Source organism: Gordonia sp. Swx-4, assembly GCF_030316175.1.
GTDB classification, from domain to species: domain Bacteria; phylum Actinomycetota; class Actinomycetes; order Mycobacteriales; family Mycobacteriaceae; genus Gordonia; species Gordonia alkanivorans.
Genome location: NZ_CP128197.1, coordinates 1,461,843 through 1,488,210 on the forward strand (window position 1 = coordinate 1,461,843; position 26,368 = coordinate 1,488,210).

General features: G+C 66.7%; 22 protein-coding genes. 17 read left to right on the plus strand and 5 right to left on the minus strand.

Features of this window, described 5'->3' with window-relative positions; genetic code table 11:
- The first annotated feature begins 127 nt into the window (after positions 1-127).
- Complete coding sequence (gene istA / locus PWF70_RS06700; protein WP_075863973.1) at positions 128-1,639, plus strand: IS21 family transposase; 1,512 nt, start codon at positions 128-130, stop codon at positions 1,637-1,639.
- Positions 1,636-2,421: an IS21-like element helper ATPase IstB gene (istB, locus tag PWF70_RS06705; RefSeq protein ID WP_006361228.1), complete on the plus strand. Its 786-nt coding sequence runs from the start codon at positions 1,636-1,638 to the stop codon at positions 2,419-2,421. The genes istA and istB overlap by 4 nt, the downstream gene beginning before the upstream one ends.
- Positions 2,422-2,621: 200 nt before the next feature.
- Here the strand turns inward: istB and PWF70_RS06710 are convergent, their stop codons facing one another.
- Together PWF70_RS06710 and PWF70_RS06715 are read right to left on the minus strand one after the other, a co-directional pair.
- Positions 2,622-2,921: a GIY-YIG nuclease family protein gene (locus PWF70_RS06710; RefSeq protein ID WP_035755639.1), complete on the minus strand. Its 300-nt coding sequence runs from the start codon at positions 2,919-2,921 to the stop codon at positions 2,622-2,624.
- Positions 2,922-3,256: 335 nt separating this feature from the next.
- Positions 3,257-7,360 (minus strand): bifunctional nitrate reductase/sulfite reductase flavoprotein subunit alpha, encoded by a 4,104-nt coding sequence (locus tag PWF70_RS06715; protein ID WP_279938869.1) that lies wholly within the window; start codon positions 7,358-7,360, stop codon positions 3,257-3,259.
- Positions 7,361-7,599: 239 nt separating this feature from the next.
- Between PWF70_RS06715 and PWF70_RS06720 the strand changes: the two genes are divergently transcribed.
- The 8 genes from PWF70_RS06720 (at position 7,600) to PWF70_RS06755 (ending at position 16,850) form a co-directional block, all read left to right on the plus strand.
- Positions 7,600-8,286 carry a response regulator transcription factor gene (locus tag PWF70_RS06720; protein WP_155225131.1) on the plus strand — a complete coding sequence of 229 codons (687 nt, stop codon included), beginning with the start codon at positions 7,600-7,602 and terminating at the stop codon, positions 8,284-8,286.
- Positions 8,287-8,303: 17 nt separating this feature from the next.
- Positions 8,304-9,800, plus strand: a complete 1,497-nt coding sequence (locus PWF70_RS06725; RefSeq protein ID WP_396246694.1) for a HAMP domain-containing sensor histidine kinase — start codon at positions 8,304-8,306, stop codon at positions 9,798-9,800.
- 230 nt (positions 9,801-10,030) lie between these two features.
- Positions 10,031-11,500 carry a trypsin-like peptidase domain-containing protein gene (locus PWF70_RS06730; protein WP_279938838.1) on the plus strand — a complete coding sequence of 490 codons (1,470 nt, stop codon included), beginning with the start codon at positions 10,031-10,033 and terminating at the stop codon, positions 11,498-11,500.
- A 97-nt stretch (positions 11,501-11,597) separates the two neighbouring features.
- The gene (locus tag PWF70_RS06735) at positions 11,598-12,263 is read left to right on the plus strand and encodes a MogA/MoaB family molybdenum cofactor biosynthesis protein (RefSeq protein ID WP_268897248.1); all 666 of its coding nucleotides are present in this window, start codon (positions 11,598-11,600) and stop codon (positions 12,261-12,263) included.
- 696 nt (positions 12,264-12,959) lie between these two features.
- Positions 12,960-13,601 (plus strand): MspA family porin, encoded by a 642-nt coding sequence (locus PWF70_RS06740; protein ID WP_286352909.1) that lies wholly within the window; start codon positions 12,960-12,962, stop codon positions 13,599-13,601.
- A 68-nt stretch (positions 13,602-13,669) separates the two neighbouring features.
- Entirely contained in the window at positions 13,670-14,356 is a 687-nt protein-coding gene (locus PWF70_RS06745; RefSeq protein ID WP_006357811.1) for an MspA family porin, read from the plus strand.
- 270 nt (positions 14,357-14,626) lie between these two features.
- Positions 14,627-14,755: a hypothetical protein gene (locus tag PWF70_RS06750; RefSeq protein WP_255219188.1), complete on the plus strand. Its 129-nt coding sequence runs from the start codon at positions 14,627-14,629 to the stop codon at positions 14,753-14,755.
- 1,474 nt (positions 14,756-16,229) lie between these two features.
- Positions 16,230-16,850, plus strand: coding sequence for a GNAT family N-acetyltransferase (locus PWF70_RS06755; RefSeq protein ID WP_006357813.1), 621 nt, complete (start codon positions 16,230-16,232; stop codon positions 16,848-16,850).
- 124 nt (positions 16,851-16,974) lie between these two features.
- Here the strand turns inward: PWF70_RS06755 and mscL are convergent, their stop codons facing one another.
- Positions 16,975-17,814 carry a large conductance mechanosensitive channel protein MscL gene (mscL, locus tag PWF70_RS06760; RefSeq protein ID WP_006357814.1) on the minus strand — a complete coding sequence of 280 codons (840 nt, stop codon included), beginning with the start codon at positions 17,812-17,814 and terminating at the stop codon, positions 16,975-16,977.
- 156 nt (positions 17,815-17,970) lie between these two features.
- A complete protein-coding gene (locus PWF70_RS06765) occupies positions 17,971-18,642 on the minus strand; it encodes an SAF domain-containing protein (RefSeq protein ID WP_050918656.1) in 672 nt (223 codons plus the stop codon).
- Between the two features lie 226 nt (positions 18,643-18,868).
- On the opposite strand from PWF70_RS06765, the gene nhaA reads away from it, so the two are divergent.
- Together nhaA and PWF70_RS06775 are read left to right on the plus strand one after the other, a co-directional pair.
- Positions 18,869-20,095: a Na+/H+ antiporter NhaA gene (nhaA, locus tag PWF70_RS06770; protein WP_006357816.1), complete on the plus strand. Its 1,227-nt coding sequence runs from the start codon at positions 18,869-18,871 to the stop codon at positions 20,093-20,095.
- Positions 20,096-20,206: 111 nt separating this feature from the next.
- Complete coding sequence (locus PWF70_RS06775) at positions 20,207-20,533, plus strand: FmdB family zinc ribbon protein (protein WP_081474318.1); 327 nt, start codon at positions 20,207-20,209, stop codon at positions 20,531-20,533.
- Between the two features lie 84 nt (positions 20,534-20,617).
- Here PWF70_RS06775 and PWF70_RS06780 read toward each other — a convergent pair whose 3' ends face one another.
- Positions 20,618-21,196 carry a 5-formyltetrahydrofolate cyclo-ligase gene (locus PWF70_RS06780; RefSeq protein WP_174324720.1) on the minus strand — a complete coding sequence of 193 codons (579 nt, stop codon included), beginning with the start codon at positions 21,194-21,196 and terminating at the stop codon, positions 20,618-20,620.
- Between the two features lie 133 nt (positions 21,197-21,329).
- On the opposite strand from PWF70_RS06780, the gene PWF70_RS06785 reads away from it, so the two are divergent.
- From PWF70_RS06785 to sepX, 5 genes are all read left to right on the plus strand, one after another.
- Positions 21,330-22,271, plus strand: coding sequence for a UTP--glucose-1-phosphate uridylyltransferase (locus tag PWF70_RS06785; protein ID WP_006436215.1), 942 nt, complete (start codon positions 21,330-21,332; stop codon positions 22,269-22,271).
- Between the two features lie 94 nt (positions 22,272-22,365).
- The gene (gene glp / locus PWF70_RS06790; protein ID WP_006436216.1) at positions 22,366-23,670 is read left to right on the plus strand and encodes a molybdotransferase-like divisome protein Glp; all 1,305 of its coding nucleotides are present in this window, start codon (positions 22,366-22,368) and stop codon (positions 23,668-23,670) included.
- A 74-nt stretch (positions 23,671-23,744) separates the two neighbouring features.
- Positions 23,745-24,401, plus strand: coding sequence for a GNAT family N-acetyltransferase (locus tag PWF70_RS06795; protein ID WP_096273489.1), 657 nt, complete (start codon positions 23,745-23,747; stop codon positions 24,399-24,401).
- Between the two features lie 14 nt (positions 24,402-24,415).
- A complete protein-coding gene (locus tag PWF70_RS06800) occupies positions 24,416-25,063 on the plus strand; it encodes an SIMPL domain-containing protein (protein ID WP_096273491.1) in 648 nt (215 codons plus the stop codon).
- Positions 25,064-25,189: 126 nt separating this feature from the next.
- Positions 25,190-26,368, plus strand: coding sequence for a divisome protein SepX/GlpR (gene sepX, locus PWF70_RS06805; RefSeq protein WP_286352910.1), 1,179 nt, complete (start codon positions 25,190-25,192; stop codon positions 26,366-26,368).

Here is a 26,368-nt window from a genome sequence, read left to right on the forward strand (position 1 = left end):
GTCGAGGTCCCCGCTGGTGGCCAGATAAAAGTCCCCACCCTGTGTTCGTCGTGTCGACCCGGAACTGAGGGCCCAGGCGATGACGGTGAAGGTGCCAACCGATCACCATCACCGCCTGGGAGTTCCATTGAAGTCTGCGAAGGACCGTATGGACATCATTTCTGCTTACCGAGAACTCGGAAGCTATCGCGCCGCAGCCGAGGTGTGCGGCACCACCCACAAGACCGTCAAACGTGTGGTCGACCGGTTCGAGGCCGACGATCAACCACCCGATCGCAAGGAACGGGCCCGCAACTACGACACCGTCGCCGAGCTGGTCGCCGAGCGAGTCGAGCGGTCACACGGCCGGATCACCGCCAAACGTCTGCTACCAGTAGCGCGAGCGGCGGGCTATGCAGGCTCGGCCCGCAACTTCCGTCGTCTCGTCGCCCAGGAGAAAACACAGTGGCGCCGTGATCACCATCGTGGGCGTCGCCCGGCAGTGTGGGCTCCGGGTGACTACCTGGTCATCGATTGGGCCGTGATCGGCGGCCTGCACATGTTCTGCGCGGTGTTGGCGTTCTCACGCTGGCGGTTCGTTCGGTTCGCCACCAATGAAACATCCACCACCACACTCGGATTCATCGCTGAAGCCTTTGAGGAGATCGGTGGAGTACCCAACAAGGTACTCGCTGATCGGATGGGCTGCCTCAAAGGTGGAGTCGTCGCCAACGTCGTCGTACCCACCCCCTCGTATGTGCGGTTTGCCACCCACTACGGGTTCGCCCCGGATTTCTGTCACGGCGCCGATCCGGAATCGAAAGGGATCGTGGAGAACCTCTGCGGGTACGCGCAGTCAGATCTGGCGCAACCGTTGTGGACCGAAGCCAAGATCGCCGCTGGTCGTGACGACGTGCAGCTGGATGTGCACGCAGCGAACCGGGCCGCGCGGGACTGGTGTGTCGAGGTCAACACCCGCCGCCACAGCGACACACTGTGCGTGCCTGCTGAGCAACTCGATGTGGAACGAGAAGTGCTGTCGACGTTGCCATCTCTGCGGGCCCAAGTCGGCCCACCGCCGGTCACCCGAAAGGTCGATCGCCTCTCATGTATCCGGTACGCCTCGGCCCGCTACTCGGTACCCAACCGGCTCATCGGCACCACCGTGACCCTCATCCAGGACGGTGAACGGCTCCTGATCGCCGAACCCGCCTCAGGCGAGGTGATCGCCGAACATCTGCTGGCCGCACCCGGAGAGGTCGTCCTCAACGATGACCACTACGGCGGGCCACGCACACCGCCCAGTCGTGCACCACGACCCAAAACCGCAGCAGAGAAGCAGTTCTGCGCTCTCGGTGAGGTTGCTGAGCAGTTCCTGGTCGGTGCCGCCGCGATCGGTAACACCCGCCTAAGCGGTGAACTCGACGACATCCTCGGGCTCGTCACCTCCCACGGCCACGAACAGGTGCTCACCGCCCTGACCAGGGCGGTGGCATTCCGACGGTTCAAGGCCGCCGATGTGCGTTCGATCCTCGATGCCGGAGCCGGCACCCCCAACCCGCGACCGGCCGGCACAGCACTGCTCGGGCACCTGCCTACCGCGCCCACCCGCTCGCTGGATGCCTACAAGCTCGGCGCCGGCGACAAGGAGGTGTCATGACCACCACAACATCGACATCAGTTGCACCAACAGTGCCGCCACTACCGGCCGACCTCGACCAAGCGCTACGCCGATTGAAGCTCGCCTCGATCCGCCGCACCGCACCCGAGGTACTGCTCACCGCGAAAACCCAGCGATGGACACCCGAAGAAGTGCTGCGGACCCTGGTCGAAGCCGAGATCGCCGCTCGTGATGCCTCCAACATCCGCAACCGACTCAAAGCTGCCGGGTTCCCGGTCACCAAAACCCTGGAATCGTTCGACGTGGCCGCATCCTCCATCCCGGCCAACACCTTCGAATACCTATCCTCACTGGAATGGGTTCGAGCCCAACACAATCTGGCCTTGATCGGCCCAGCCGGGACTGGCAAGAGTCACACCCTGATCGGGCTGGGGATCGCCGCAGTACACGCCGGACACAAAGTGCGGTACTTCACCGCCGCCGACCTCGTGGAGACCCTGTATCGCGGACTGGCCGACAACACCGTCGGCAAAACCATCGACACCCTGCTACGCCAAGATCTGCTCATCCTCGACGAGATCGGATTCGCACCACTCGACGACACCGGCACCCAACTACTGTTCCGGCTCGTCGCCGGCGCCTACGAACGCCGCTCTCTCGCGATCGCCAGCCACTGGCCCTTCGAACAATGGGGACGATTCCTGCCCGAACACACCACCGCCGCCAGCATCCTCGACCGGCTCCTACACCACGCCACCATCGTCATCACCGACGGCGACTCCTACCGCATGACACACCGAACGGAGGTACCACCCACCTAGAACATCCCGCACAGGGTGGGGACTTTTACCTGGCCACCAGCGGGGACATCAAACTGGCCGTTGACACTACCGTCTGTTGCCCGAGGTGTGGGGAGCGTTGGTGCCTACCGTCTGCTGCCTGAGGTGTGAGGAGCGTTAGCGACGAGCCACGAAGGCCTGGTGACCTGATTCCTCAACGTGTGCACCACCACACTGCGTCGTCACTGACGGGGTCGCGGGTCTTTCGCAGCGCTTGGTCGCTTCGCCAGCATCTTCAGGTGATCGATCTCTCCGTCGATCAACGCCTTCTTCTTGGCTCTGGACCAGCCGTGAATCCGCCGCTCGATTCGGTAGGCGTCGGCGAGATCGAGTTCCGCGGACCACGCCAGACGAACCGGTCGTCGTTGGGACGTGTATCCGGTCTGAGTGGTGCTGTGCTCGCGAAGTCGTTTCGCGAGATCGCGGGTGCTGCCCACGTAGTACGAGCCGTCAGAGCACTCGAGGAGGTAGACCCATGCCATGGGGCGATCATGCGGTACCGAACTGTTCCGATCGGCGCGCTGAACGGACGCTGTGGACGGTTGTCGCGACGGTGTTGTCACTGTGCATTCTTGGGTTGCGAGCCCTTCGTGGCTCGTCGCTTACGCTCCTCGCACCTCAGGGAGCGGGGTCGGTCGCTTACGCTCCTCGCACCTCAGGGAGCGGGGTCGGTCGCTTACGCTCCTCGCACCTCAGAAGCGGGGTCGGTCGCTTACGCTCCTCGCACGTCAGGGAGCGGGGTGGGGGTCGTCGCTTGCGCTCCTCGCACTTCATGGAGCGGGGTGGGTGGGCTTTCTGCATCTCAGAAGCGAGAGCGTCAGTAGACGTCCCGCACGTACCGCTTGTCGGCGGCCAGGGCCTTGACGTAGGCCTCGGCGCTCGCGGGGGAGCGGCGACCATGCTGCGCGACAATGCCTTTCAGTGTCGCGTCGACGTCCTTGGCCATCCGGGACGCGTCACCGCAGACGTAGACGTGGGCGCCGTCGTGCAGCCACCGGTAGAGCTCTTCGCCGTGCTCGACCATGCGGTCCTGGACGTAGATCTTGCGGTCCTGGTCGCGGGAGAAGGCGACGTCGAGGCGGGTCAGCAGGCCGTCGCCGAGCATCGTCGTCAGCTCGTCACGATAGTAGAAGTCGGTGGCCGAGTACTGTTCGCCGAAGAACAACCAGTTCTTGCCGTTGTGGCCCAACGCCTCCCGCTCGCGGAGGAAGCCGCGGAACGGGGCGATGCCGGTGCCGGGCCCGATCATGATCATCGGGGTGTCGGGATCGGCGGGCGGGCGGAAGTGCGTGGTCGAGGTGACGAAGACCCCGACCTCGGTGTCCTCGGCGTGGTCGGCGAGGAAGGTCGAGCACACGCCGCCGCGCTGGATGCCGCATCGGTTGTAGCGCACCGCATTCACGGTCAGCTGCACCTCGTCGGGGCTTTCCAGCGGACTCGACGAGATCGAATACGACCGTGGGGCCAGCGGTTTGAGGACCGCGAGCCATTCGTCGACGTCGGCGTGGATCGGGCGCTCGGCGAGGACATCCACCGACTGTCGTCCCCAGGACCAGTCATTGAACTCCGACTTGTTGCCCGCAGTGGCCAGGGCTTTCAGGTCGTCGGAACCCGAACGCTCACCGACGAATCGGACGAGGTCGGGTGTGACCCGCGCGAACTCGAGCCGTTCGCGTAGCGCCTGGTACAGCGGCATGTCGTCGCCACCGACCGTCACCGTGTGTCCGCCGTCGAGTCCGGTCCGGTCGAGGAACTCCTCCACGAGGGCCGGATTGTTCAACGGCCACACGCCGAGCGCATCGCCGGCCTGGTAGGTCAGGGTGTCCGCCGGCAGCCGGAACCCGAAGTTGCGCACATCCTTCTGCGAGCCCTCGGCATTCAGCTTCACGTTCCGAACCAGCGAGGTGACCAGCGGTTTCTTGCGGGAGTAGGCAGGCGCGGTCCGAACCGACGGGGCGGCCGCGGAGTCCGCGGGCTCGCTGACCACGGTGACCCGATCGTCGGTCACGCCGGAGACCGGCGCACGGTTGCCGATGCTGATCGCACGGATCACGTCGTTGAGCCAGCTCCCGGCCGTCTCCTCGAAGTCGGGTTCGCAATCGACCCGGTCGACGATCCGACGACCGCCGAGCTCGCCGATCCGTTCGTCGAGTTTGCGTCCGTGGCCGCAGAAGTCGTCATAGTTCGAGTCGCCGAGGGCGAGCACCGCATAGTCGACCTCGGAAAGGTCCGGTGCCTCAGCACCGTTCAGCGCCTCCCAGAACGCTGCGCCGTTGTCCGGCGGATCGCCGTCGCCGGTGGTGGACGTGACGAAGAGTGCGGTACCCCGTAGTTCGCCGACCTCGACCTCGTCCATCGACTTCGCGTCGGCCCGGAGACCGTTCGCCGTCATGCGTTCAGCGGTCTCGGCGGCCAGCTCCTCCGCATTGCCCATCTGCGACGCCCACAGCACGGTGATCGTGCTGGTGGGATCATTCGAATCCGGTGTCGGCGCAGGCGGCGTGGCGGCGTCGGCGCGCGAGTACATCCCGGCCAGCAGGCCGGACGCCCAGAGTCGGACCTCCGCGCTCAGCGGCGCGTCGGCCGGGATCGAGGGAACACCCGGTGGAGTTCCGGAAGCACCAAAAGCCGAGACTCCTGCGGCCAACCCGGCCAGATACAGCTGTTCCGCCGGTGACAGCTCCGGAACGGCGACCTCCGAAACGCCCAGTGCATCAGCCAACTCGGACGAACCGGTGACCGGTGGCACCGCTGACGGCGACCCCGCGACCTTGGTCAGTGTCACGGCGCACACCTTGAGTTCCGGCTGCTGCGACAGGGGATCCACGGCATCGGAGGTGACCGCGTTGATGGAGAGGTGTTCGCCGAAGGCGTCGTTCCAATGGAACGGCACGAAGCAGTTCCCGGGGCGCACCCGGTCGGAGATCCGGGCGGGCAACACCGCTCGTCCGCGACGCGACGCCACCTCGACCTTGTCCTTCGCTCCGAGGTCCAGGCGTGCGGCATCCTCCGGATGGAGTTCGACGAACGGTTCGGGGTTGAGTTTGTTCAGCTTGGCAACCCGGCCGGTCTTGGTCATCGTGTGCCATTGGTGCGGCAGACGGCCGGTGTTGAGCAGGAACGGATAGTCGTCGTCCGGGAGCTCGGCGGGGTCGAGGTGCGGCCGTGCGAAGAACTGGGCGCGGCGCGTCGGTGTGGCGAATGCCAGCCGAGGCACCGTCCCGTCGTCGAGACGATGCAGGGTCTGACTCCGGCCGTCGTTCAGGTACCGGATCGGATTGCGCGCACCGTCGGCGAGGAGGTCGGCTCCGTCGGACGACGGCGGACACGGCCATTGCATCGGAGTCCGGCGCAGACCGTCGTAGGTGACGCCCCGCAGGTCGTAGCCGGTGTTCGGATTGGCGAACTGTTTGATCTCGTCGAAGACCTCCTCGGCACTCGAATAGGAGAACGCCTCGGCGTACCCCATCTCCGACGCGATGCGCGTGATGATCTCCCAGTCCGGGATCGCCTGCCCGGGTGCGGCGAGAGCAGGCTCGAACAGGGTGAGGTTTCGCTCCGAATTCACCATGATCCCGGTCGATTCCGACCACAGCGTCGCCGGCAGTACGACGTCGGCGTACTGGTTGGTCTCCGTCTCGGCAAAGGCGTCCTGGGTGATCACGAGATCGGCTCGTTCCAGGCCTTCGATCACGGTCTTCCGGTTGCCCACCGAGGCAACAGGATTGGTGCAGATGATCCAGCAGGCCTTGATGTCGCCGTCGGCCATCCTGCGGAACATGTCGATGGTGCCGCCCCCGACGTCCGTGCGCAGCGTGCCGGACGGGATGCCCCACGCGGTCTCCACGAACGTGCGGTCCGCCTCGGACAGCACCGAACGCTGGCCCGGCAATCCCGGCCCCATATAACCCATCTCGCGGCCACCCATCGCGTTCGGCTGGCCGGTCAGGGAGAAGGGTCCGCTGCCGAGGCGGCAGATGGCGCCCGTCGCGAGGTGCAGGTTGACCAGAGCATTGGTGTTCCAGGTGCCGTGCGTCGACTGGTTGAGACCCATTGTCCAGCAACTCATCCAGTCGCCGGCCTCGCCGATCATCGTGGCCGCGGTGCGCAGGTCGTCGGCGGCGATGCCGGTGATGGATTCGACGACCTCCGGCGGATACTGCGCCGCGAACTCGGGCATCTGCTCGAAACCGTCGGTGAACGACGCGATGAACTCGTCGTCGGTGTGACCGCCGGAGATCAGCAGGTGCAGCAGGCCGTTCAGGAAGGCGAGGTCGGTACCGGACTCGATCTGCAGGAACAGGTCGGCCTTGTCGGCGGTCGCGGTGCGCCGCGGGTCGACGACGATCAGCTTGGCGCCCGCCTTGACCCGGTCCATCATCCGGAGGAAGAGGATGGGGTGACAGTCGGCCATGTTCGATCCGATGACCAGGAAGACGTCGGCGTGGTCGAAGTCCTGATACGACCCGGGCGGACCGTCGGAGCCCAGCGACAGCTTGTATCCCGTGCCGGCGCTGGCCATGCACAGGCGCGAGTTCGACTCGATCTGGTTGGTGCCGATGAAACCCTTGGCCAGTTTGTTGGACAGGTACTGCGCCTCGAGCGACATCTGGCCGGAGACGTACAGCGCCACGGCGTCGGGACCGTGTTCGTCGACGATGGCGCGCAACCGGCGCGCGGTGTCGGTGATGACGGCATCGAGGCCGCTTCGGCGGAGCTCACCGCCGCGGTCGTCCCGGACGAGCGGGGCGTCGAGGCGTCCGCCGGCGGCGAGCATGTCGACGGTGGTCGATCCCTTGGTGCACAGCCGGCCGAAGTTCGTGGGGTGGTCGGCGCGCCCGACGGTCCTGACGAGCTCGCCGGCGTCGCCGAGCCGCATCTCCAGGCCACAGCCGACGCCGCAGTAGGCGCACAGGGACATGACCGACCGGGACATGACGGGGTGCGTGGTGGGGGAGGCGGTCACGGTCTCCAGCGTCGAAGTCGGATGTTTCGCAACCCGAAGGCCGGGGTTACACAGCCATCAACTTGACCTCACAGTCGACGGCCATGGCTGTGAAGGGAAAAGAACTGCAGGTCGCACGCAATTCCGAGACCGGATAGCCGGAGTTGCGGCGTTGCTCAGGCGGATCTCAGCCGAGGCGGATAAGACTGTATGCCATGCGCATCCTCGTGGTTGATGACGACCGGGCGGTCCGGGAGTCGTTGCGACGGTCGCTCAACTTCAACGGATACACCGTCGAGACCGCGGGCGACGGCATCGAGGCACTCGAGAAGATCCTCGCCGATCGTCCCGACGTCGTCATCCTCGACGTGATGATGCCACGCCTCGACGGCCTCGAGGTGTGCCGCCGACTCCGTTCCGCCGGTGACGACCTGCCGATCCTGGTCCTGACCGCCCGTGATTCAGTCTCCGAGCGGGTCTCGGGGCTCGACGCCGGCGCCGACGACTATCTGCCGAAGCCGTTCGCACTCGAAGAACTACTCGCCCGGTTGCGGGCGCTGCTGCGTCGTGCGGCACCCGACGCCGACGCGGACTCGGAGACCCTCACCTTCGCGGACCTGTCGCTCGACCCGGTGACGCGTGACGTGACCCGTGGCGAGCGGTCGATCAGCCTCACACGCACCGAATTCGCGCTGCTGGAGATGTTGATGGCAAACCCGCGGCGCGTGCTGTCCCGCAGCCGCATCCTCGAAGAGGTGTGGGGATACGACTTCCCGACCTCGGGCAACGCTCTCGAGGTCTACGTCGGCTACCTGCGCCGCAAGACCGAGGCGGACGGGGAGTCGCGACTCATCCACACCGTGCGCGGTGTCGGATACGTACTGCGGGAGACCCCGCCCTAGTGTCGTCGTCCTCGCGGATGCGTGACCGCCTGACCCACGTGCTCGCCAACGGACCTGGCTCCTCCAGGGAGAACTGCCCGTCCGGGGAGAAGGAGATGCGGGCACCGATGCCGTTGACGCGAGCGGTGTCGCTGCGTTCGCGTGTCACGATCCTCTCGGCGACCGTCGTGCTGGTGTCAGTGAGCCTGATGGCCGCGGCCGCGTACTTCGTGGTGTACCGGGCGATGTACAACGAGGTCGACCAGCAGCTGGAAAGCCGTGCCGACGGGATGGCGGCCTTGGCGCGGGCCGGTGTGCTGCGCAACCAGCCCGAGCAGCTGGTGGCGGGAACTGTGTTCTCCACGAACATCTCGGTCGCGCTCGTGACCCCGAGCGGTCAGACATATCTCATCGGGCAGGTCCCCTTCGAGGACCCCGAACGCGAGATCGTGCGGGCGCCGGCAATCGCCGGGACCAATCCGCAGAGCCTGCGCACCACCCGGAATCAGCGCGTGCTGACGCGCAAACTCGACGACGGCAACACCCTCGTCCTGGCGCAGAGTCTCATCCAGACCGACCGCGTTCTCAAACGCCTGGCTTGGGTGCTTCTCGTGGTCGGTTGTGGCGGAGTGGCTTTGGCGGCTCTCGCCGGTACGACGGTCGGACGTGCCGGACTGAGACCGGTGGCCCGGTTGAACCGGGCCGTCGAACGGGTCGCGCGAACGAACGACCTGACACCCATACCGGTGACCGGCAACGACGAATTGGCCAAGCTCACAGCCAGTTTCAACGCGATGCTGCGGGCGCTCGCCGAATCCCGGGACCGTCAGGCGCGTCTCGTCGCCGACGCCGGACATGAACTGCGAACGCCGTTGACCTCGCTGCGCACCAACCTGGAACTGCTGATCGCGGCGAGCCGACCGGGCGCACCGGCGGTCCCCGAACAGGACATGGTCGACCTGCGCGCCGACGTGATGGCTCAGATCGAGGAATTGTCCACGCTGGTCGGCGATCTCGTCGACCTCGCCCGCGAGGACGCGCCCGAGGTGGTCTACGAGGAAGTCGATCTCGCGGAGATCGTCGAGCAGGCCCTCGAACGCGTCCGGCGGCGCCGCAACGACATCGACTTCGAGCTCGACCTCGCCCCCTGGTACATCTTCGGCGAACAGCACGGCCTCTCCCGTGCGGTACTGAATGTGCTGGACAACGCGGCGAAATGGAGTCCGCCGGGCACGTCGGTGACCGTCGGCTTGACACAGACCGGGATGTCGACAGCGCAGCTCACCGTCGCCGACGCCGGTCCCGGAATCCCCGAGGAGGACCGCGGTCTCGTCTTCGAGCGGTTCTATCGTTCGACGCAATCGCGGTCGATGCCGGGATCGGGGCTGGGCCTGGCGATCGTGCGGCAGGTCGTCGAACGTCACGGCGGCACCGTCACGGCCGACACCTCGCCACGCGGCGGTGCGCTCATCCGGATGACTCTGCCCGGCCGGGCAACTCCTGCGGAACCATCTCCGCAAGTGATTCGTCAATAAGGATGAAGCGCCGTGCATCGGCGGGTCACGACGGCCGTCGTCCACATCATCGACAGCCGAGTGGTTACCCGGTGTGACCTGGTCATCGATCCCATAGGGTTGACCGAAGGCGTTGTTCGGGTACGCCGGTCGAGTGGTTTGACCGATGACCCCGACCGAACCGACCCGGCAGCAGCCGGTGGCGACCACAGCCGGCACTGTGCCGGTCAGACGACGAGGAAGAGACGAAGATGACGACTGGCGGTTCGCAGGGTGGCGGTCCGTACGGGGGTGGCCAGCACGGTCAGCACGAGGCCGGCCCGTTTACCGGGGGCGGCGCTCCCTCCACACCCCCGGGCTCCGAGTCACCGACGCAGTCCCATGGCGGCCACGGCTACCCGGGTCCGGCCTCCGGAGCATTCCCCGCGCAGGGCGGTCGACCCGGCTACGGGGGAAACAACGCACCCACGTCTGTCTACGGCAACCCCGGGACCAGCCCGTTTCCCCCACAGGCCTCGTATGGCGGGCCCGGCGGCGGTGCCTACTCGCAGTCCGCGTTCGGCGGGTCGGGGGGCAACCCGCCGCCCCGGACTCCGAAGAACAAGGGCGGCGGACGCCTGGCCGCACTCGGCGCCGGTGCGCTGGTGGTCGCTCTCGTCGCCGGTGGTGCCGGCGGTGCGATCGGTTACACCCTGGCCGACGGTTCCAACGGGTCGTCGAGCAGCACGAGCAGCGGTCCGCTCGGCGGCGACCCCGGGGCGAATGGGAACACCGCGCCCGTCGAGGCGCCGGCCGGATCGGTCCAGGAGGTGGCCGCCCGCGTGCTCCCGTCGGTGGTCTCCATCGAGGTCGCCTCGGGCGGCGCGCTGGGCTCGGGATCGGGAGTCGTCCTGACCGAGGACGGCGTCATCATGACCAACAACCACGTCGTGAGCGCCGGCGGCAACGGCCCCGCGGCCAGGGTCGCGGTCAACTTCTCCGACGGTTCGCGTGCGCAGGCCCGGGTGCTGGGCGCCGACCCGATCTCCGACATCGCGGTGATCAAGGCCGACCGGAACGACCTGACCCCGGTCACGGTCGGTAACTCGAACAACCTGGCGGTGGGGCAGGACGTCATCGCGATCGGTTCCCCGCTCGGCCTGGCCGGGACTGTCACCACGGGCATCATCAGCGCCTTGAACCGACCGGTCCTGACCTCGCGCGATCCGGGCACGAACACCACCTCGGTGATCGACGCCATCCAGACCGACGCCGCGATCAATCCCGGCAACTCGGGCGGTGCGCTCGTCAACGCCAGGGGAGCGCTGATCGGCATCAACACTGCCATCGCCACCCTCGGTGGAGGCGAGGAACAGGCCGGTGGCAGCATCGGACTCGGGTTCGCGATCCCCATCGATCAGGCGATCCGCGTGGCCAAACAGCTCGAGTCCACGGGTAGGGCCAGCCACGCCAACATCGGTGTGTCCGTGCGCCCGAGTGGCGACTCCGACACGCCCGGCGCCGTCGTCACCGATGTGACCCCGGGAGGTCCGGCAGCGACCGCGGGTATCCCGAAGAATGCGGTCATCACGAAGGTCGACGACCGTCCGATCGCGTCGGGAGACGCTCTGGTGGCGGCCATCCGGTCGCACGCGCCGGGGGACACGGTCACCGTGACCTACTCCGATGGCGGGAACAGCAAGACCGCGCAGGTCAAGCTGGGCACGCTCGAGGTGAAGTGACGCGCTGCGCGTCCGCCCGCGAGTACGAATCGCACAACTACAGAGCGCACCACGACCGTCCATCGGACGGTCCGAGAAGCTAGAGAAAGGGCCTGCCATGACTTACGCCGGATCCCCCGTTCCCGGAAACCCCGCCATCTCCGGCGACACCGACGAAGGGCAGTCCCTGGACGTCCGTCTCGCTGGTGATACGGGTCAGGTCGATCCGGCCGACGTGGTGGCCGCCGACGCCGCCGCGCGGGAGTTCGTCGCGCGCCACGAGCAGGCCACCCACCGGCCGCAGGGCGAGGAGATCGGCCGGGCACTCGTCGTCGTCGTCGACGACGAGGCGGCGCACGGAGAGGACCAGCGTCTGCTCGGGCCGCTCGTCGGCGAACTGCTCGCCGAGGCGGGGTTCCATGTCGATGCGGCCGTTGTCGTATCCGGCGACGAGGTGGAGATCCGCAACGCACTGAACACCGCGGTGATCGGTGGCGTCGATCTGGTGGTGTCGGTCGGCGGGGTGGGTGTCGGCGCCCGCGACGTCACCCCGGAGGCCACCGAGCCCCTGCTCGATCGCCGGCTCCGCGGCATCGAGGAGGCGGTCCGCAGTTCCGGTCTCGCCGCCGGCGCGACGGACGGCGGACTTTCGCGCGGGCTGGCCGGAATCTCCGGGCAGACGTTAGTCGTCAATCTGGCCAATTCCCGCGCCGCGGTGCGCGACGGAATGGCGACCGCGGCACCACTCGCCAAATATGTGATCGAGTCCATAAGTGAATTCTGATTATGGCCGCGATTACTCGTCTCGAGTACTGTTGAGCAAGGCTAAGGATCTCCCGGAACACAGGGACGATCGACCGACCGGAAACGGGGCGTCCCGTCCGCCGGCGGCTGACCGTGAGCACCCCGGAAAACGACCGATGAGCAGTAGCGATGACGCTGCTGCTCGTCGTGCTGCACGGCGGGCGAAGCTCGATTCCGTGTTCGGTGACGACCTCCCGGATCTCACCACAGACGAGTATGGCGAAGATCACAAAGCCCACTCTCAGGATTGGTTCGAAGCGCAGCGCCCGCCTCATTACGAGTGAAATGCGACTTCTTCTACATAGCCGCATCAGCGTGTTTATCTACCGTTAACTTTGGTCCGTTGATGGATCACGTATTCGATATTTGTGATGCTGCGTCTCCAGTTCGTGACACGGCTGAGTCCAGCTGTTGCCTGTTCTGAGACCCCTCCGATAACGTTCGGCTCGACAACGCTCGGTGCCCCCGTAAAGGGGACATGAGCAGTGTCCTGCGATCTGTCGCGAGTGACGACGCAGCAGTGACCAGGAATTCGATGAATCCTCAACGGAAGCTAAGTAGTGCGTCAGAGCATGCTGAGCACCACCGTGGGGAGCACATCGAACGTCGAGGTCATGACTTGCGGATGTGAATGCATTCCGCGGGGGTAACAGCCGAATCCTGTGAGAGGGAACGAATGAGCAAGTTCAGCAAGCTTGGGCTGCGCCGCGCCGCGGGCGCGGTCGCGATCGCCTCGGCCGCGGTCGTGGGCCTGGCAGGCATGGGCGTCGGCGATGCCGCGGCTGCCGGTCTGCCGAATGGTTACAAGAAGGCCGCCGGCATCGACGGGGAGTCCATCCAGACGTGGCGCACCGGTGAGAGTGCGTACCCGGTTTCGACTGTGGCGAACAACCCGGCATCGCGTGGCTTCGCGATCTCCGGCACCTACACCGCGAAGGCTTCGACCGGTGTCGGCGGCAAGCTCGCCGTCAAGTACATCATCGGTTGCCAGGTCGACGTCAGTGGCATCTCGCTGGATCTGGGTGGCGCCATCAGCCTCACCGCGACCACGCTGTCCGGTTCGCTCGGCCTCCCGCTGAAGCCGGGTCAGGTCGCGGTCGTCGACATCACCGACAAGGACTTCTCGGACAGTGGCATCGCCGCCGTCCAGCTGTCGCAGCTCACGTTCAACCTCAACCAGTGCGGTGGCTACGCCTCGGCACGCTCCGCGGCCAAGGTCATCGGTGCCAAGGGATACAGCACCGACGACGGCAAGCTGAGCGGCGAGGGCACCCTGATCCAGTCCACCCTGTACGGCAAGCCCTTCACCATCAACTGACCGGGCAGATAACTAGCACTTCCTGACTTATCTGCCCTGTGCAGATTGATATTCCACGAAGGGGAATCATGAAGAAGAACATCACGCGTCGCGTGGTTGCGGCGGCCGGTCTCGCCGGTGCCGTCGCGATGGGCCTCACCAGCCTCGGCGCCGGTGGCGCCACCGCCGGCCCGCTGGCCGGTGGCACGATCACCAAGACCCTGGTCGACGGCACGCCGGTCACGGTTCAGCTGTTCGACGAGTACGTCAACGTGCAGCGTCCGATCAGCAACGTCCCGACCACCCGTGAGGTGTGGCTGTCGGGCAAGGTCCGCGTCACCGTCGGTGGTAAGGCCAAGGGCGGCGCGGTCAAGGTCGGCTACGACGTCGGCTGCCAGGTGAACTTCGGTGGCGGCGAGGTCGGCCTCCCCGGTCTCAAGGCCGGTATCGACTACAGCGATCCGTTGAACGTCACTGCCGGTGGTGGACTCGACGGCCAAGAGGTCGGCGGCGGCTTCAGCCTCGGCCCGGGTGAGGTCAAGCGCAAGTGGCTCATCAACGAGACCTCGGGCGACAACACCGCTTACACCGACTACGAGCTCAACGGCTACACCTTCAAGGGCAAGGCCGGTGGCGTGGCCTACAGCCAGGAGCAGTTCAAGGTGGAGAGCTGCGCCGGCTACGCCGCTGCTCGCGCCTTCATCCAGGTGACGGTCAGCACGGACGCCGTCAAGGGCGTCGTCGCGCTCAACGGCAAGCCGTTCAGCCTCGGCTGATCGACTCGCTGACCCTCAGCAGCACCGCGGGGCGGGGATCCATCATGGATCCCCGCCCCGCGGCGTTTTGCTGCGGAGGTGCTGATGAAGTCCTGTGATCTGCTGTGATCCGCGCGCGGACAACGGCTTTCATCGGGATCGTGCGCTGATGTCGATCGCGGCGGTGAGGGAGCCGTCGCCGGCAGAGTGTGGCGTTGCGTGACCTCGAGGAGTGGGCGGAAGACGACACTCGAGTGAGGCGTCCGGCTGTACCAGCACACGCAACGGCTCGTGCCGCATGCGCGGCACCGCTTCGGTACGGGAGATCTCGCGTCGCGCAACACCTCCGACGTGGAGGCGGCCGACGGCCCGCTGCCGTCGAGCGTGGTCACCGCCGCCGTCGTGAGCCCGATCGTCTAGGACGCAGCCGTATTCGTGACGCAGTGACCGAGTCTGGATCTGTGGTTACAGACACGCCAGGCAGGCTCTGTACGGACTGGCGGTCAAGGGCATTTCGGCGACACCCGGCGCCGAACGCGTAGCGCAGGTATTCGACGCGTCGGTTGGGTTGTACGGGAACAGATCTCAAGTGCTTTCCTACGTGGCAGCGACGAGCGGTCGAGGCCGGCTCCGCCCAGCAGCACCACCCGGAAGCCACAACCACGACCTGACCTTGGACATGAGCGCCGTCGTCAGCGATGCGGGGGGGCTGATCACACGTCACCCGGGGTCATTGACCCCGCGCACCGGTCGAGCTGAGCAATGGGCGATTCAGCACTCTGGCGCCGAAAAGGCAGTCATCCGAGCGTGGGTCGCCAGTCCGGAGTGGGACATGGAAAAGCCGCCCTGCCATTCACGGCAGGACGGCTGACCGATGAATCGGGTCTACTCGGCGATACTGTCGGAGCCCGCCTCGAGCGAGCCGGTCACCAGTTCGACGATCGCGTCGGTGATTGCGCCTTGAATGATCTCCGCCATGTTGTGCCTCCCTCGTCGGAAAATGTTCTGACTGTCGGTCCACAGAGGCGCCGAACAGCCGTGACACCAAGACTACAGTATCTCGCGGTCCGAAGTGGACGTGGAAGTGAAATATCGACAACCAGAGAATGGCCATCAGTGGACGAATCGGCACAAATCAACTGTTCGGCACATTTCATTCCTCACGCTCCTCGGTTGTCTCCCCTGAGGTAGAAACTCGGCACACACAAGAAAACACCGCCTCCCGGCACGAGGCCAGAAGGCGGTGTGAAGCTCGGACGGCCTAAGCGGTCGTCTCCGGCTCCGACTCCATCGAACCGCTCTGCAGGTCCCTCAAGAGTTCGGAGATGTTGATGTCGATTCCGGTGGCCATGTGGTCTCCTCCTTTGTGCTGTACGGGATCAGGCGCCTGGGAAGGTGCCTGTCAGTCCTCGGGATCGATGGGAACGCCGTCGCTGTCAAGAGACCCGGTCATCAGGTCTTTGATGGCATCTTCGATTCCGCCACCGACAACTTGGCCCATGAGAATTCTCCTTCGTCGTACTGAGCGTTTTCGTCGTACTGAACGTTGTGTTGTTCAGAATTCGATCGGCGGACAGCCGCCGTTTGTTCTACTCGTTGGTTTCGCCTTCGGTGGACCCGGTGACCAATTCTTCGATGTAGAGGCGGATCCAGGAAATGCTGATCGCGTCGGACACGTGAATCTCCTACTCATTGCCACTTCGTTGTGAAGTACGGAAGTCCGTCTCAGACGGCCTCGCGGTCGACAATACCGCACCCGGTCCCGGCTGTCGTGGCGGGCGAATGCTGAATTCTCGGTGACGAATATCTTACGTGGCGGCAACATGTCTCGGTGCTCCGAAGCAGCCGTGAACCGCCATACTCGCCCCGGCCGTCGTTGGTGTGCTGATATTAAGTGGTGACCCAGCACGCGGCTTATCGCAATCAGGCAGCACGTCCGTTGGTCGTCTCCGACCGCGACGGCGCGCTCGACCTGCTCGAGAACGGACTGCGGGAGGTTCCGGTCTACCGGTGGCTGATCGGTGACGACGCACCGGCGGATGCGTACCGGTGGTACGGCGAGGTCCTGTTGGTCGAGTGCATGAATGGTCTCCAGGGAATCTTCGACGACACAGGCAATCTGACTGCTGTGATCGCGGTGTCCGAGTCCTCCGAAGAAGCCGGTGTCGTCGACGGCGAACTCAAGGACCGCACCCGTCGGTGGGTCCAGAGGATCGACGGGTTCGTGGACCGTTTCCGGGAGTTGCAGAGCAAGACAGACGAAGCCAAGGTCGCCGACGAAGCGATCCGCGTCATCTTCGCTCTGGTCCACCCGGAGCGACGCGGCGGCGGGACGCTCGCGGCACTGGTGGACCCGGTGGTCGAGCGGGCACGGCGCCTCGGAATGCCCGTCACGGCGAGCACGTCGGACCCGCGGTTGTCGGAGCTCTACGCCCGCAAGTGGAATTGTCTGGTGCGCGCGGAGTTCACCCTCACCGACGGTCCGACGGTGTGGGTTCAGCGGCTCGACCCGTAGCGGTCGAATCCAACTGACGAATGCGACTGAATCCGGCGAACTCGGAGCCTCCTGGGGTGGCTGTCGATGTCACCGACGATTTCGGCCCCGCCTGGTGGGCGAGGGCCGAAAAAGGGTGAAACTCTCAGCGCGAGTGGCGTCCCGGCGCGTCCGGACCGTCACCGGGGAACTGTTCGCTCGGGTACTGCTCACCTGGGTACTGCTCGCCCGGGTACGGCTGCTCACCGGGGTACTGGGAGCCGGGGGGCGGGTAGTTGCCGGGAGGCGGATAGTTTCCGGGCGGTGGGTAGTTACCCGGAGCCGGCTGCGGCGTCGGATACGGCTGGCCTCCCGGGCCGGCGGGCTGACCCTGCGGCGAGTTGAACAGCGGCGACGACTGCGGTCCCGACTGCGACGGTCCGTGCTGGAACGGCTGACCCGACGACGGGGGAGTCGAAATCCGTTGTGTGGTACCGGCACCGGACGGCGACTCGTACGGTGCGAGGGGGCCCGACTGGGGCGTGTAGACGTCACCGGCCGGCGCGGATGGCTCGGCCAGATGTGGCGGCAGATCGCTCTCCGCCTCGGCCTTGGCCTTCGACTTTCCCTCCGGATCGAGCAGGTCGCGGATCTCGGTGAGCAGAGCTACCTCGGTGACCTCGGACTTCTTGCCGAAGCCGCCCAGCTCCGCGAGCCTGTTGTAGGGCAGGATGATGATGAAGTACACCACCGCCGCGATGATCAGGAAGTTGATGACGGCGGTGATCACGCCGCCGAGGTCGACGAATGTCGAGGCGTTGTCGGTGATCTGGAAGCCGAGTCCCTGTGCGGCGTCCGTACCGATCGGGATCGAGTTGATGATCGGTTGGACGATGCCGTCGGTGAACGCGGTCACGATGGCGGTGAAGGCCGCACCGATGATGACTGCGGTAGCCAGCTCGACGACGTTGCCCTTGAGTATGAAGTCCTTGAATCCCTTGAGCACGGTGTGCGGCCTCTCCTTGGTAATCCCGCTCTTGTTTCCGGCGATTCGGTTTCGGTCGGTGCAAATCCGACATGTGCTGTGCGAACTCGTACTACCCTATCCACGATCGTGAACCGCGCGATCCATTTGCCTTGAATCGTCCGGAGTGTCGCGGGTTCAGTGCAGGACGACCGCGAGCGAAGACTCCAGACCCGCGGCGGCGACGCGATGGGCGGCTGCGGCATCCATCGCCAGGAGAACCGGTGCCACCGAGTTTCGACCGGAGGCGATCCCGCCCGAGGAGGACTGACCGGTGCGCATCGCCACGACGGCGCGTCGTGCGAGGACATCGGCCGAATCGGTCAGGACATCAACCACATCCCCGGGCCGGAGCAACGAGGTGACCGCCTCGTCGGACAACCGGACCGGTACGAGACGGGCGTCGTCGACCCCGGTCAGCTCGGCCGGCAGACGCGAGGACAACAGCCGGGTGTCGGTGAGTATCTCCCCGGTCCGTACGCGACCGGTGACGGTACGGCCGGTCGCGAGTGCGGCATCGGAGATCGCCCCGGCGGGGACCGTGCTCCCCATGACGAGCCGAGGGGTGAGATCACCGGCGTCGACCATCTGGCCGGGTATCAGATCGTGTGCCGCGACGAGCACCTCGAACTCCCCGTCGGCGCGGGCCCCCACCACTGCGACGACGGCGGCCGCGACGATCAGCGCTACCGCGACCAGTCGTCGGACCGCGAGACTGCGCGTCCATCCGGGACGCACTGCGTGAGCAATCCGGTCGCCCAGGCGTGGGCCGAGCCGCTCGCGCGGCAACGACATCCGAGTCAGTGGCATGGCTGGACGATAGGCGTCGACCACCCGGGAAATGGTGCCGCGGACTCGTTGTGGACAGTCGTGGAGTCCGGCGTCGTGCTGTGCACAAGCGACCGCCGGGTCGGCCTCCGCTAGGGTGACGTCGGAAACAAATCATGGTGTGCCGGGAAGTCTGGTCGGCCGCCGCCCGGTGAAGGGTGGCGTGAAGAGGGCACGTGTACGTGTGCCCCGCGGACAGAGGAGTTCCATGACACGCGACCGACTGCGGCAGTGGGCCGCTCTCGACACCACCAGCGGCGTGCTGCTGCTCATCGCGGCGGCCATCGCAGTCGTGTGGGCCAATTCGCCGTGGCGGGAGAGCTACTCGTCGCTGCTGCACACCGAGATCGGTCCCGAAGCCCTGAATCTGCATCTCTCGCTGGCGCACTGGGCGTCCGACGGACTGCTGGCGATCTTCTTCTTCGTGGTCGGTGTGGAGCTCAAACACGAGTTCGTCGCCGGCAGCCTCCGCGACGTGAAGCTCGCCGGGGTGCCGATCGCGGCCGCCGTGGGCGGCATGGTCACGCCCGCGCTCTGTTACGTGGTCGTCGTCGCGGCGGGGGACCCCGAGGGGCTTCGGGGATGGGCCATCCCGACGGCCACCGACATCGCCTTCGCGCTCGCCGTCCTCGCGATCTTCGGTCGCGGCCTCCCACTGCCGTTGCGGACGTTCCTGCTCACGCTGGCCGTCGTCGACGACCTGCTCGGCATCGTCGTGATCGCGACCTTCTACACCGACGAGATCGACTTCGTCATGCTCGGCGGCGCGATCGCGGTGGTCGCGGTGTTCGCCGTGCTGGTGCGTCGGTCGTGGCAACTCTGGCCGCTCCTGATCCCGGTCGGCCTCGTCGCCTGGGGCCTCATGCACGCGTCCGGCGTGCACGCCACCGTCGCGGGTGTGCTGCTCGGCTTCGCCGTGCCCGCGGTCGCCATCCGCGGCGAGAAGATCCCCCGCACCGAACGGCTCGACGAGGCGGTCCGTCCCTACTCCGCGGCGATCGCGCTCCCGGTCTTCGCCTTCGCCGCCGCCGGCGTGACGGTGATCGGCGGTGAGGGCTCGATCGTGCAGCCCGTGTCGATCGGCATCGTGCTCGGACTCGTGGCCGGCAAACTCGTCGGCGTCCTCGGATCGACGTGGCTGATGACGAGGTTCACGCCGTTACGGCTGCCCGATGCCATCGGAATCCGGGACCTGCTGCCGATCGGCATGCTCACCGGCGTCGGCTTCACCGTGGCGCTTCTCATCGCCGAACTCAGCTTCGAGGGCGGCTCCGACGACCACGCCGCGGCTGCCAAGGCGGCCATCCTGGCCGGTTCGCTCATCTCCGCGGTGCTCGCCGCGGTCCTGTTGCGCTGGGATGCGCACCAGGCGCGCGACGCCGACATGAACCGCGACAACATCCCCGACGTCAACCGCGACGTGATCGGCGGATAGAGGTCGGGAGTGGTCGCCGGGCGGGCTGGGTGGACCCGCGTTAGCACTCGGAATGTGGGAGTGCCAAAATCGGTTACACTTGTCAGCGTTTACTGACTTTCGGAGGTTCAGGTGCCCACCTACTCGTATGCCTGCACGGAGTGCGACAACAAGTTCGACATCGTCCAGTCGTTCTCCGACGATTCGTTGACCGAATGCCCGCAGTGCACAGGTCGCCTGCGCAAGCTGTTCAACTCGGTCGGCATCGTGTTCAAGGGGAGCGGCTTCTACCGCACCGACTCGCGGTCGGGTTCGTCCTCCTCGGACGCCGCGTCGTCCTCGTCGTCGGACAGTTCGTCGTCGAGCAGCTCCACGTCCGGCAGTTCCTCGACCTCGTCGGATTCGTCGAGCTCGAGCAGCGCCACCAAGAGCGACAGCAAGGCCGCCACGCCCGCCTGACACGCGGGGCGCACAACTTCAGACCAGAACCTGGGCAGGAGCTCACCCGTCACGCGACGGACGCACCGCCCGGGTTCTGTCGTCTCAGCCGAGTTCCTGGAACCCGCCGCCGGGGGTCAGCGCCCAGCCCACGGCCACATCGTGATCGCCGGCCGGCAGGGAGTCGACGAACTCCTCGTCGTAGACCACCGCGACGAGTTCTGCGGACAGCCCCACGAGCGTGCGGTCGTAGTACCCGGCACCACGGCCGAGGCGGACGCCGGTCTTGTCGACGGACAGGGCGGGGATCAGGATCACCGACGCCGCGCGGATCGCGGCGACACCGAGGCGGTCGGTGGTGGGTTCGAGTAGGCCCCATCTCCCCGGCGACAACGATCCCGGACCGGTGTATCGCGCCCAGTCGAGCGGTGCGGGTTCGCCGGCGGGAACCACCGGGAGCAGCACCGTGACGCCGCGATCGAGCAGTGCGTCGAGCATCGCCGTCGATCCCGGCTCGTCGCCGACCGGCACATACGCGGCCACCGTGACGTCGTACTCGAGCCGGAACGGGCAGGTGTGTATCCACTCGGCGAGGTCTGCCGCAGCCCGCTCGCGCGCGGCCTTCGGTATGGCCGACCGGCGTTTCGCGGCTTCCTCGCGCCGTTGGTCCTTCAGGGTTCGCACGACGCGTCCGTCCTTCATCCCGTGGTGGCTCGCCGACGACCGAACTGTATCCGACCACGGTCTCGATCCGGGTGAGGTCCGGGTCACTGCCGTCCGTCCGGCCGGCCGGGGACACCTGTCCTAGGGTGGATTCATGACTGCGTCCAAAGAAGGCTTCAGTGAGTACGAGGCGGTACCCAACACTCCGCCGATCCCCCGTACCGCGGTGGTCCCGGCTGCCGGGCTGGGGACGCGGTTCCTCCCCGCCACCAAGACGGTGCCCAAGGAGTTGCTGCCGGTGGTCGACACCCCGGGCATCGAGCTGGTCGCCGAGGAGGCCAAGTCCGCCGGCGCCGAACGGCTCCTGATCATCACCTCCCCGGGCAAGGACGGGGTGGTCGCCCACTTCGTCAAGGACCTCGTGCTGGAGAGCACCCTCGCCAAGCGCGGCAAGGAGGCCATGCTCGCCAAGGTCCGCAAGGCCCCGAACCTCCTCGAGGTCGCCTCGGTGATCCAGGAGAAGCCTCTGGGTCTCGGTCATGCGGTCGGTTGCGTCGAGAACCTCCTCGACGACGACGAGGACGCCATCGCGGTCCTGTTGCCGGACGACCTCGTCCTGCCCGGTGGAGTGCTGGAGGTCATGGCACGTACCCGTCAGCGCCGGGGCGGTTCGGTACTGTGCGCGATCGAGGTTCCCGAGGACCGCATCAGCGCATACGGCGTCTTCGACGTCGAGCCGCTGCCGGATGCGAACAATCCCAATGTGATGAAGCTCAAGGGCATGGTCGAGAAGCCCGAGCCGCAGGACGCACCGTCGAACCTCGCGGCCGCTGGACGCTACATCCTCGACCGCAAGATCTTCGACGCGCTGCGCCGGATCAAGCCGGGTGCCGGTGGTGAACTCCAGCTCACCGACGCGATCGCGCTGCTCATCGAAGAGGGCGAACCGGTGCACGTCGTCGTGCACCGCGGCACCCGCCACGACCTGGGCAACCCGGGTGGCTACCTCAAGGCCGCGGTCGACTTCGCGCTCGACCGTGACGATTACGGGCCTGATCTGCGTGAGTGGCTGGAGAAGCGGCTGGCCGAGAGCTGATCGCCGGCGGCCTCCGCGCGCCTCGACCGTTCCGGCGCGCACGCCCGGTAACGTTTCCCTGTGTTGTATCGAGCAGTGCGGGAAGAGCGGTGAGATGCGGTCCGTCGAAGATCATCTGACGCTCGTGACCGCCGCCGCGGTGGCGCCGCGGCCGGTGCGCGTCGCGATCTCCGAGGCGCAGGGTCTGATGTGCGCGGAGGAAGTGGTCACCGAGCATCCGATGCCGGGTTTCGACCAGGCCGCCATCGACGGTTACGCGGTGCGTGCCGTCGATGTGGCGCTCGCCGGTGTCGTCGCGCCGGAGGATCTCGAGGATTTCGATGCGAACGGCGCCGAACTCGTCGACCTCGAGGCAGGCGAACCGATGATCGTCTCGCTGCCCGTGGTCGGAGAGGTGGGTCCGGGGTCGCGGACCCCCACTCGGCTGCAGCCGCGACAGGCCGTCCGGGTCGAGACCGGTGCGCCGATGCCGACTCTCGCGGACGCGGTAGTGCCGCTGCGCTGGACCGACGGCGGCGACCAGAAGGTGAAGATCGGGCACGGCGTCGAGAGCGGCAACTATGTCCGACGGGTCGGGGACGACGTCCAGCCCGGTGACGTCGCGGTCCGTGCCGGCGCGATCATCGGTCCCGCCCAGGTGGGTCTGCTGGCTGCGGTGGGGCAGGCGCGCGTGATGGTCCACCCGCGCCCGCGGCTGTCGGTGATCTCGGTCGGCAGTGAGCTCGTCGACATCGATCGCACTCCCGGGCCAGGGCAGATCTACGACGTCAACAGCTATGCGCTCGCCGCGGCGGCGCGCGACGCCGGCGCCGACGTCAACCGGGTCGGCATCGCCGAGCGCGACGCCTCCCGCATGCGAGAGGTGGTCGAGGCGCAGCTCATCCGCTCCGAGATCGTGGTGATCTGCGGCGCGGTCGGCGGTAGCGCGTCGAAGGCCATCGCCGACGCCCTCGCCGATCTCGGTGAGCTCGAGATCGTCCGGGTGGCCATGCATCCGGGATCGGTGCAGGGCTTCGGCCGGCTCGGTCGCGACGAGGTGCCGACCTTCCTGCTGCCGGCGAACCCGGTGAGCGCGCTGGTGACCTTCGAGGTGATGGTGCGGCCGCTGATCCGTATCGCGCTGGGCAAGCGGCAGCCGATGCGCCGGGTCATCAAGGCCCGCACCATCGGGCCGATCGCGTCGGTGCGCGGCCGCAAAGGGTACCTCCGCGGACAGCTCATGCGGGACGAGCGGACCGGGGACTACCTGGTTCAGGTGCTCGGTGCGTCGCCGACCGGCTCGTCGCATCTGCTGGCCGAACTCGCCGAGGCGAACTGCCTCATCATGGTCGACCCCGACGTCGAAGAGATGAGCACCGGCGACGAGGTCGAGGTCGCCTTCCTCGCCCAGCGCGGCTGACCGCGGAGCGCGACTCTCCGCGAGACGCAGGTCTCATGCGGGGGATCCTGTGATTGCGCCTAAACTGTCATCTCGTGTTCAGGTGGTTGAGTGGCGGTGAGGGGAGTCCGGGCTGGCCGGCGTCCCTGGGACCGCTGCGCACCAGGGCCGGAACGGTCACGCTGCGCCCGGTGAAGATGCGGGACGGCAAGACCTGGAGCGAACTGCGCATCCGTAATCAGAATTCGTTGTTGCCCTGGGAACCGACCGGCGTCGGGAGCTGGGCCGACCGGCATCAGCCCGGTTCGTGGCCGCCGTTGTTCGCGGTGCTGAAATCCGAGGCCAAGCGCGGCACGATCCTGCCGTTCGTGATCGAACTCGACGGCCAGTACGTGGGGCAGCTGACCGTCGGCAACATTCAGCGCGGAGCCGTGCGCAGCGCGTGGATCGGCTACTGGGTCGACGACACGCATTCCGGGAAGGGCATCGCGACGGCAGCTGTCGCTCTGGGCGTGGATCACTGCTTCGGTCCGGTCGGCCTGCACCGGCTCGACGCGACCGTGCAGCCGGCCAACGACGCCTCGCAGAAGGTGTTGAAGAACATCGGTTTTCGGCAGGAGGGCCTGCTGGTCCGGTACATGGACGTCAACAAGCGCTGGCGCGACCACATGTTGTTCGCGTTGACGGCCGAGGAGGTCGTCGGCTCCGCGGCCGAGGCGCTGGTCCGTTCGGGCCGGGCGACATTCCAGTAGAAAGGCTATGCGCCGTGAGCGAGCTGGAAATCGTGGTTCGCGGCAACGCGCGCGGCCGCTACGCCCCAGAACGTGGCGTCATCGACATCGCCGTCCATCTCGAAGGCCCGGTGAAGTCTGCGGTGTACGAGTCTGCGGTGACGCTGCATTCCAGGATCACCGACGCCCTCGGCGAACTCGAAGCGGCCGGCGCGGTCAACCGGTGGACCGCCGAATCGGTACGGGTGTACTCGTACCGGCCCTACACCAACGAGGGCGAGTCACGGGAACCGATGTACAACACCCGTATTCGTCTCGATGCCGAGTTCGGCGACTTCGAGAAGCTGTCGGAGTTCATCGACACCTGGTCGGGCGAGGAGGGGGTGACGATCGACGGCGTCCGTTGGGACGTGCACGAGGCCAGCCGTCGCGCACACGAACGTGAACTGCGCCGGGAGGCGGTCGAGGACGCAATTGCCAAGGCGCAGGCCTACTCCGACGCCGTGGGCCGCGGACCGGTGACACCGACACTCCTGTCCGACCCCGACATGGTCGACCACGTCGCGTCGCCGCGTGCGCGATTGATGGGTGCCGCCGTCGCGGGTTCGGCGCCGAGTCTGGAACTGCGGGCCGACGACATCGAGATCGACGTCGCGGTCGACGCGCGGTTCCGCGCTGAGTGACTGAGAGTGGCGTGTGAATCCGCGTCGACATGACCGCGCTACGGCGCGTCGGCGTGGAACTGGGACTTTCGGGCCCTAGATTGTGGAGTGGCCTCGTGTGACCAGAGTGAATGAAGGGAGAGTCGCATGCCCAACTCCGTACTGTGGGTTTGTCTCGTCGCGGTCTGGCTCTTCGTGCTGGTCCCCATGGTGATCAAGGGTCGTCCCCAGATCCTCAAGTCCACTGAGGCCGCGAAGAAGACGCGACTGCTCCACCGTGGTGGAGCGCGAGCGACGGCACCGTCGACCGCGCGACGCCGCTCGTCGGCTCGCCATCCGCACGACCCGTCCTGGAAGTCGACGCGTAAGACGGCCGCGACCGCCACCGCCGTCGTCGACGAGACCGAGGACGACACCCAGACCGACGATGCCGACGACACGACGAAGGTCCAGAGCGTCGGGGACGTCGAGGTCGAGAAGCCGACGGTCGAGGCCTCCGATAACGCCGACGACGCCGCCGACGACGATCTGACCGCCGACGCCCACGCCCACGCCGACGCCGCCGACGACGCCCACGCCGACGCCGCCGACGACGCCCACGCCGACGCCGACGCCGCCGACGACGCCCACGCCGACGCCGCCGACGACGTCGAGGCCGACGACACAGACGACGAAGCCGAGTACGAGGATTCCGAAGAGGCCGAGTACGAGGACGATTCAGAGGCCGCCGAGTACGAGGACGCGACCGACGATCTCGACGAGGACGAATACGACGACTACGCCCGTGCGTCCCGGCACACCGAGGACGAGCCGGAAACGGTCGTCGACGAGCTGGAGGACGAGCGTCCGGCTGCGCACACCGCACAGTCCGGGCGGGGTCGCCGCAGCGTCTACTCCTCGGAGAAGGAACGCGAGCTGAAGTATCGCGAGCGTCAGCGGGTCACTCTCGGCCTGTTCGCGCTGCTGATCCTGGCAGTGGTGTCCGGGTTCCTCATCGGGACGACTGGTTGGGTCGCCACCGGTGTGATCGGGCTGATGCTGGTCGGCTACCTCGCATACCTGCGTCGGGCCGTGAAGGTGGAGCAGCAGATCCGGGCCCAGCGGCTTGCCCGTGCCAAGCGTGCGCAGCGCGCTGAGGAGGAGCGTCGTCGACGCGCCGCCGCGGTGCCCGAGTTCGCCGCCGCACCGCCGCCCCCGCGCCTGCGACGTCCCGGTGGCGCAGTGGTTCTCGAGATCGACGACGAGGACCCCGTCTTCGATCACCTGCCCCCGTTCCAGCGTCGCCGCATGGACCGCGAGGACGTGGAGTACCGCCGGGTCGGCTGA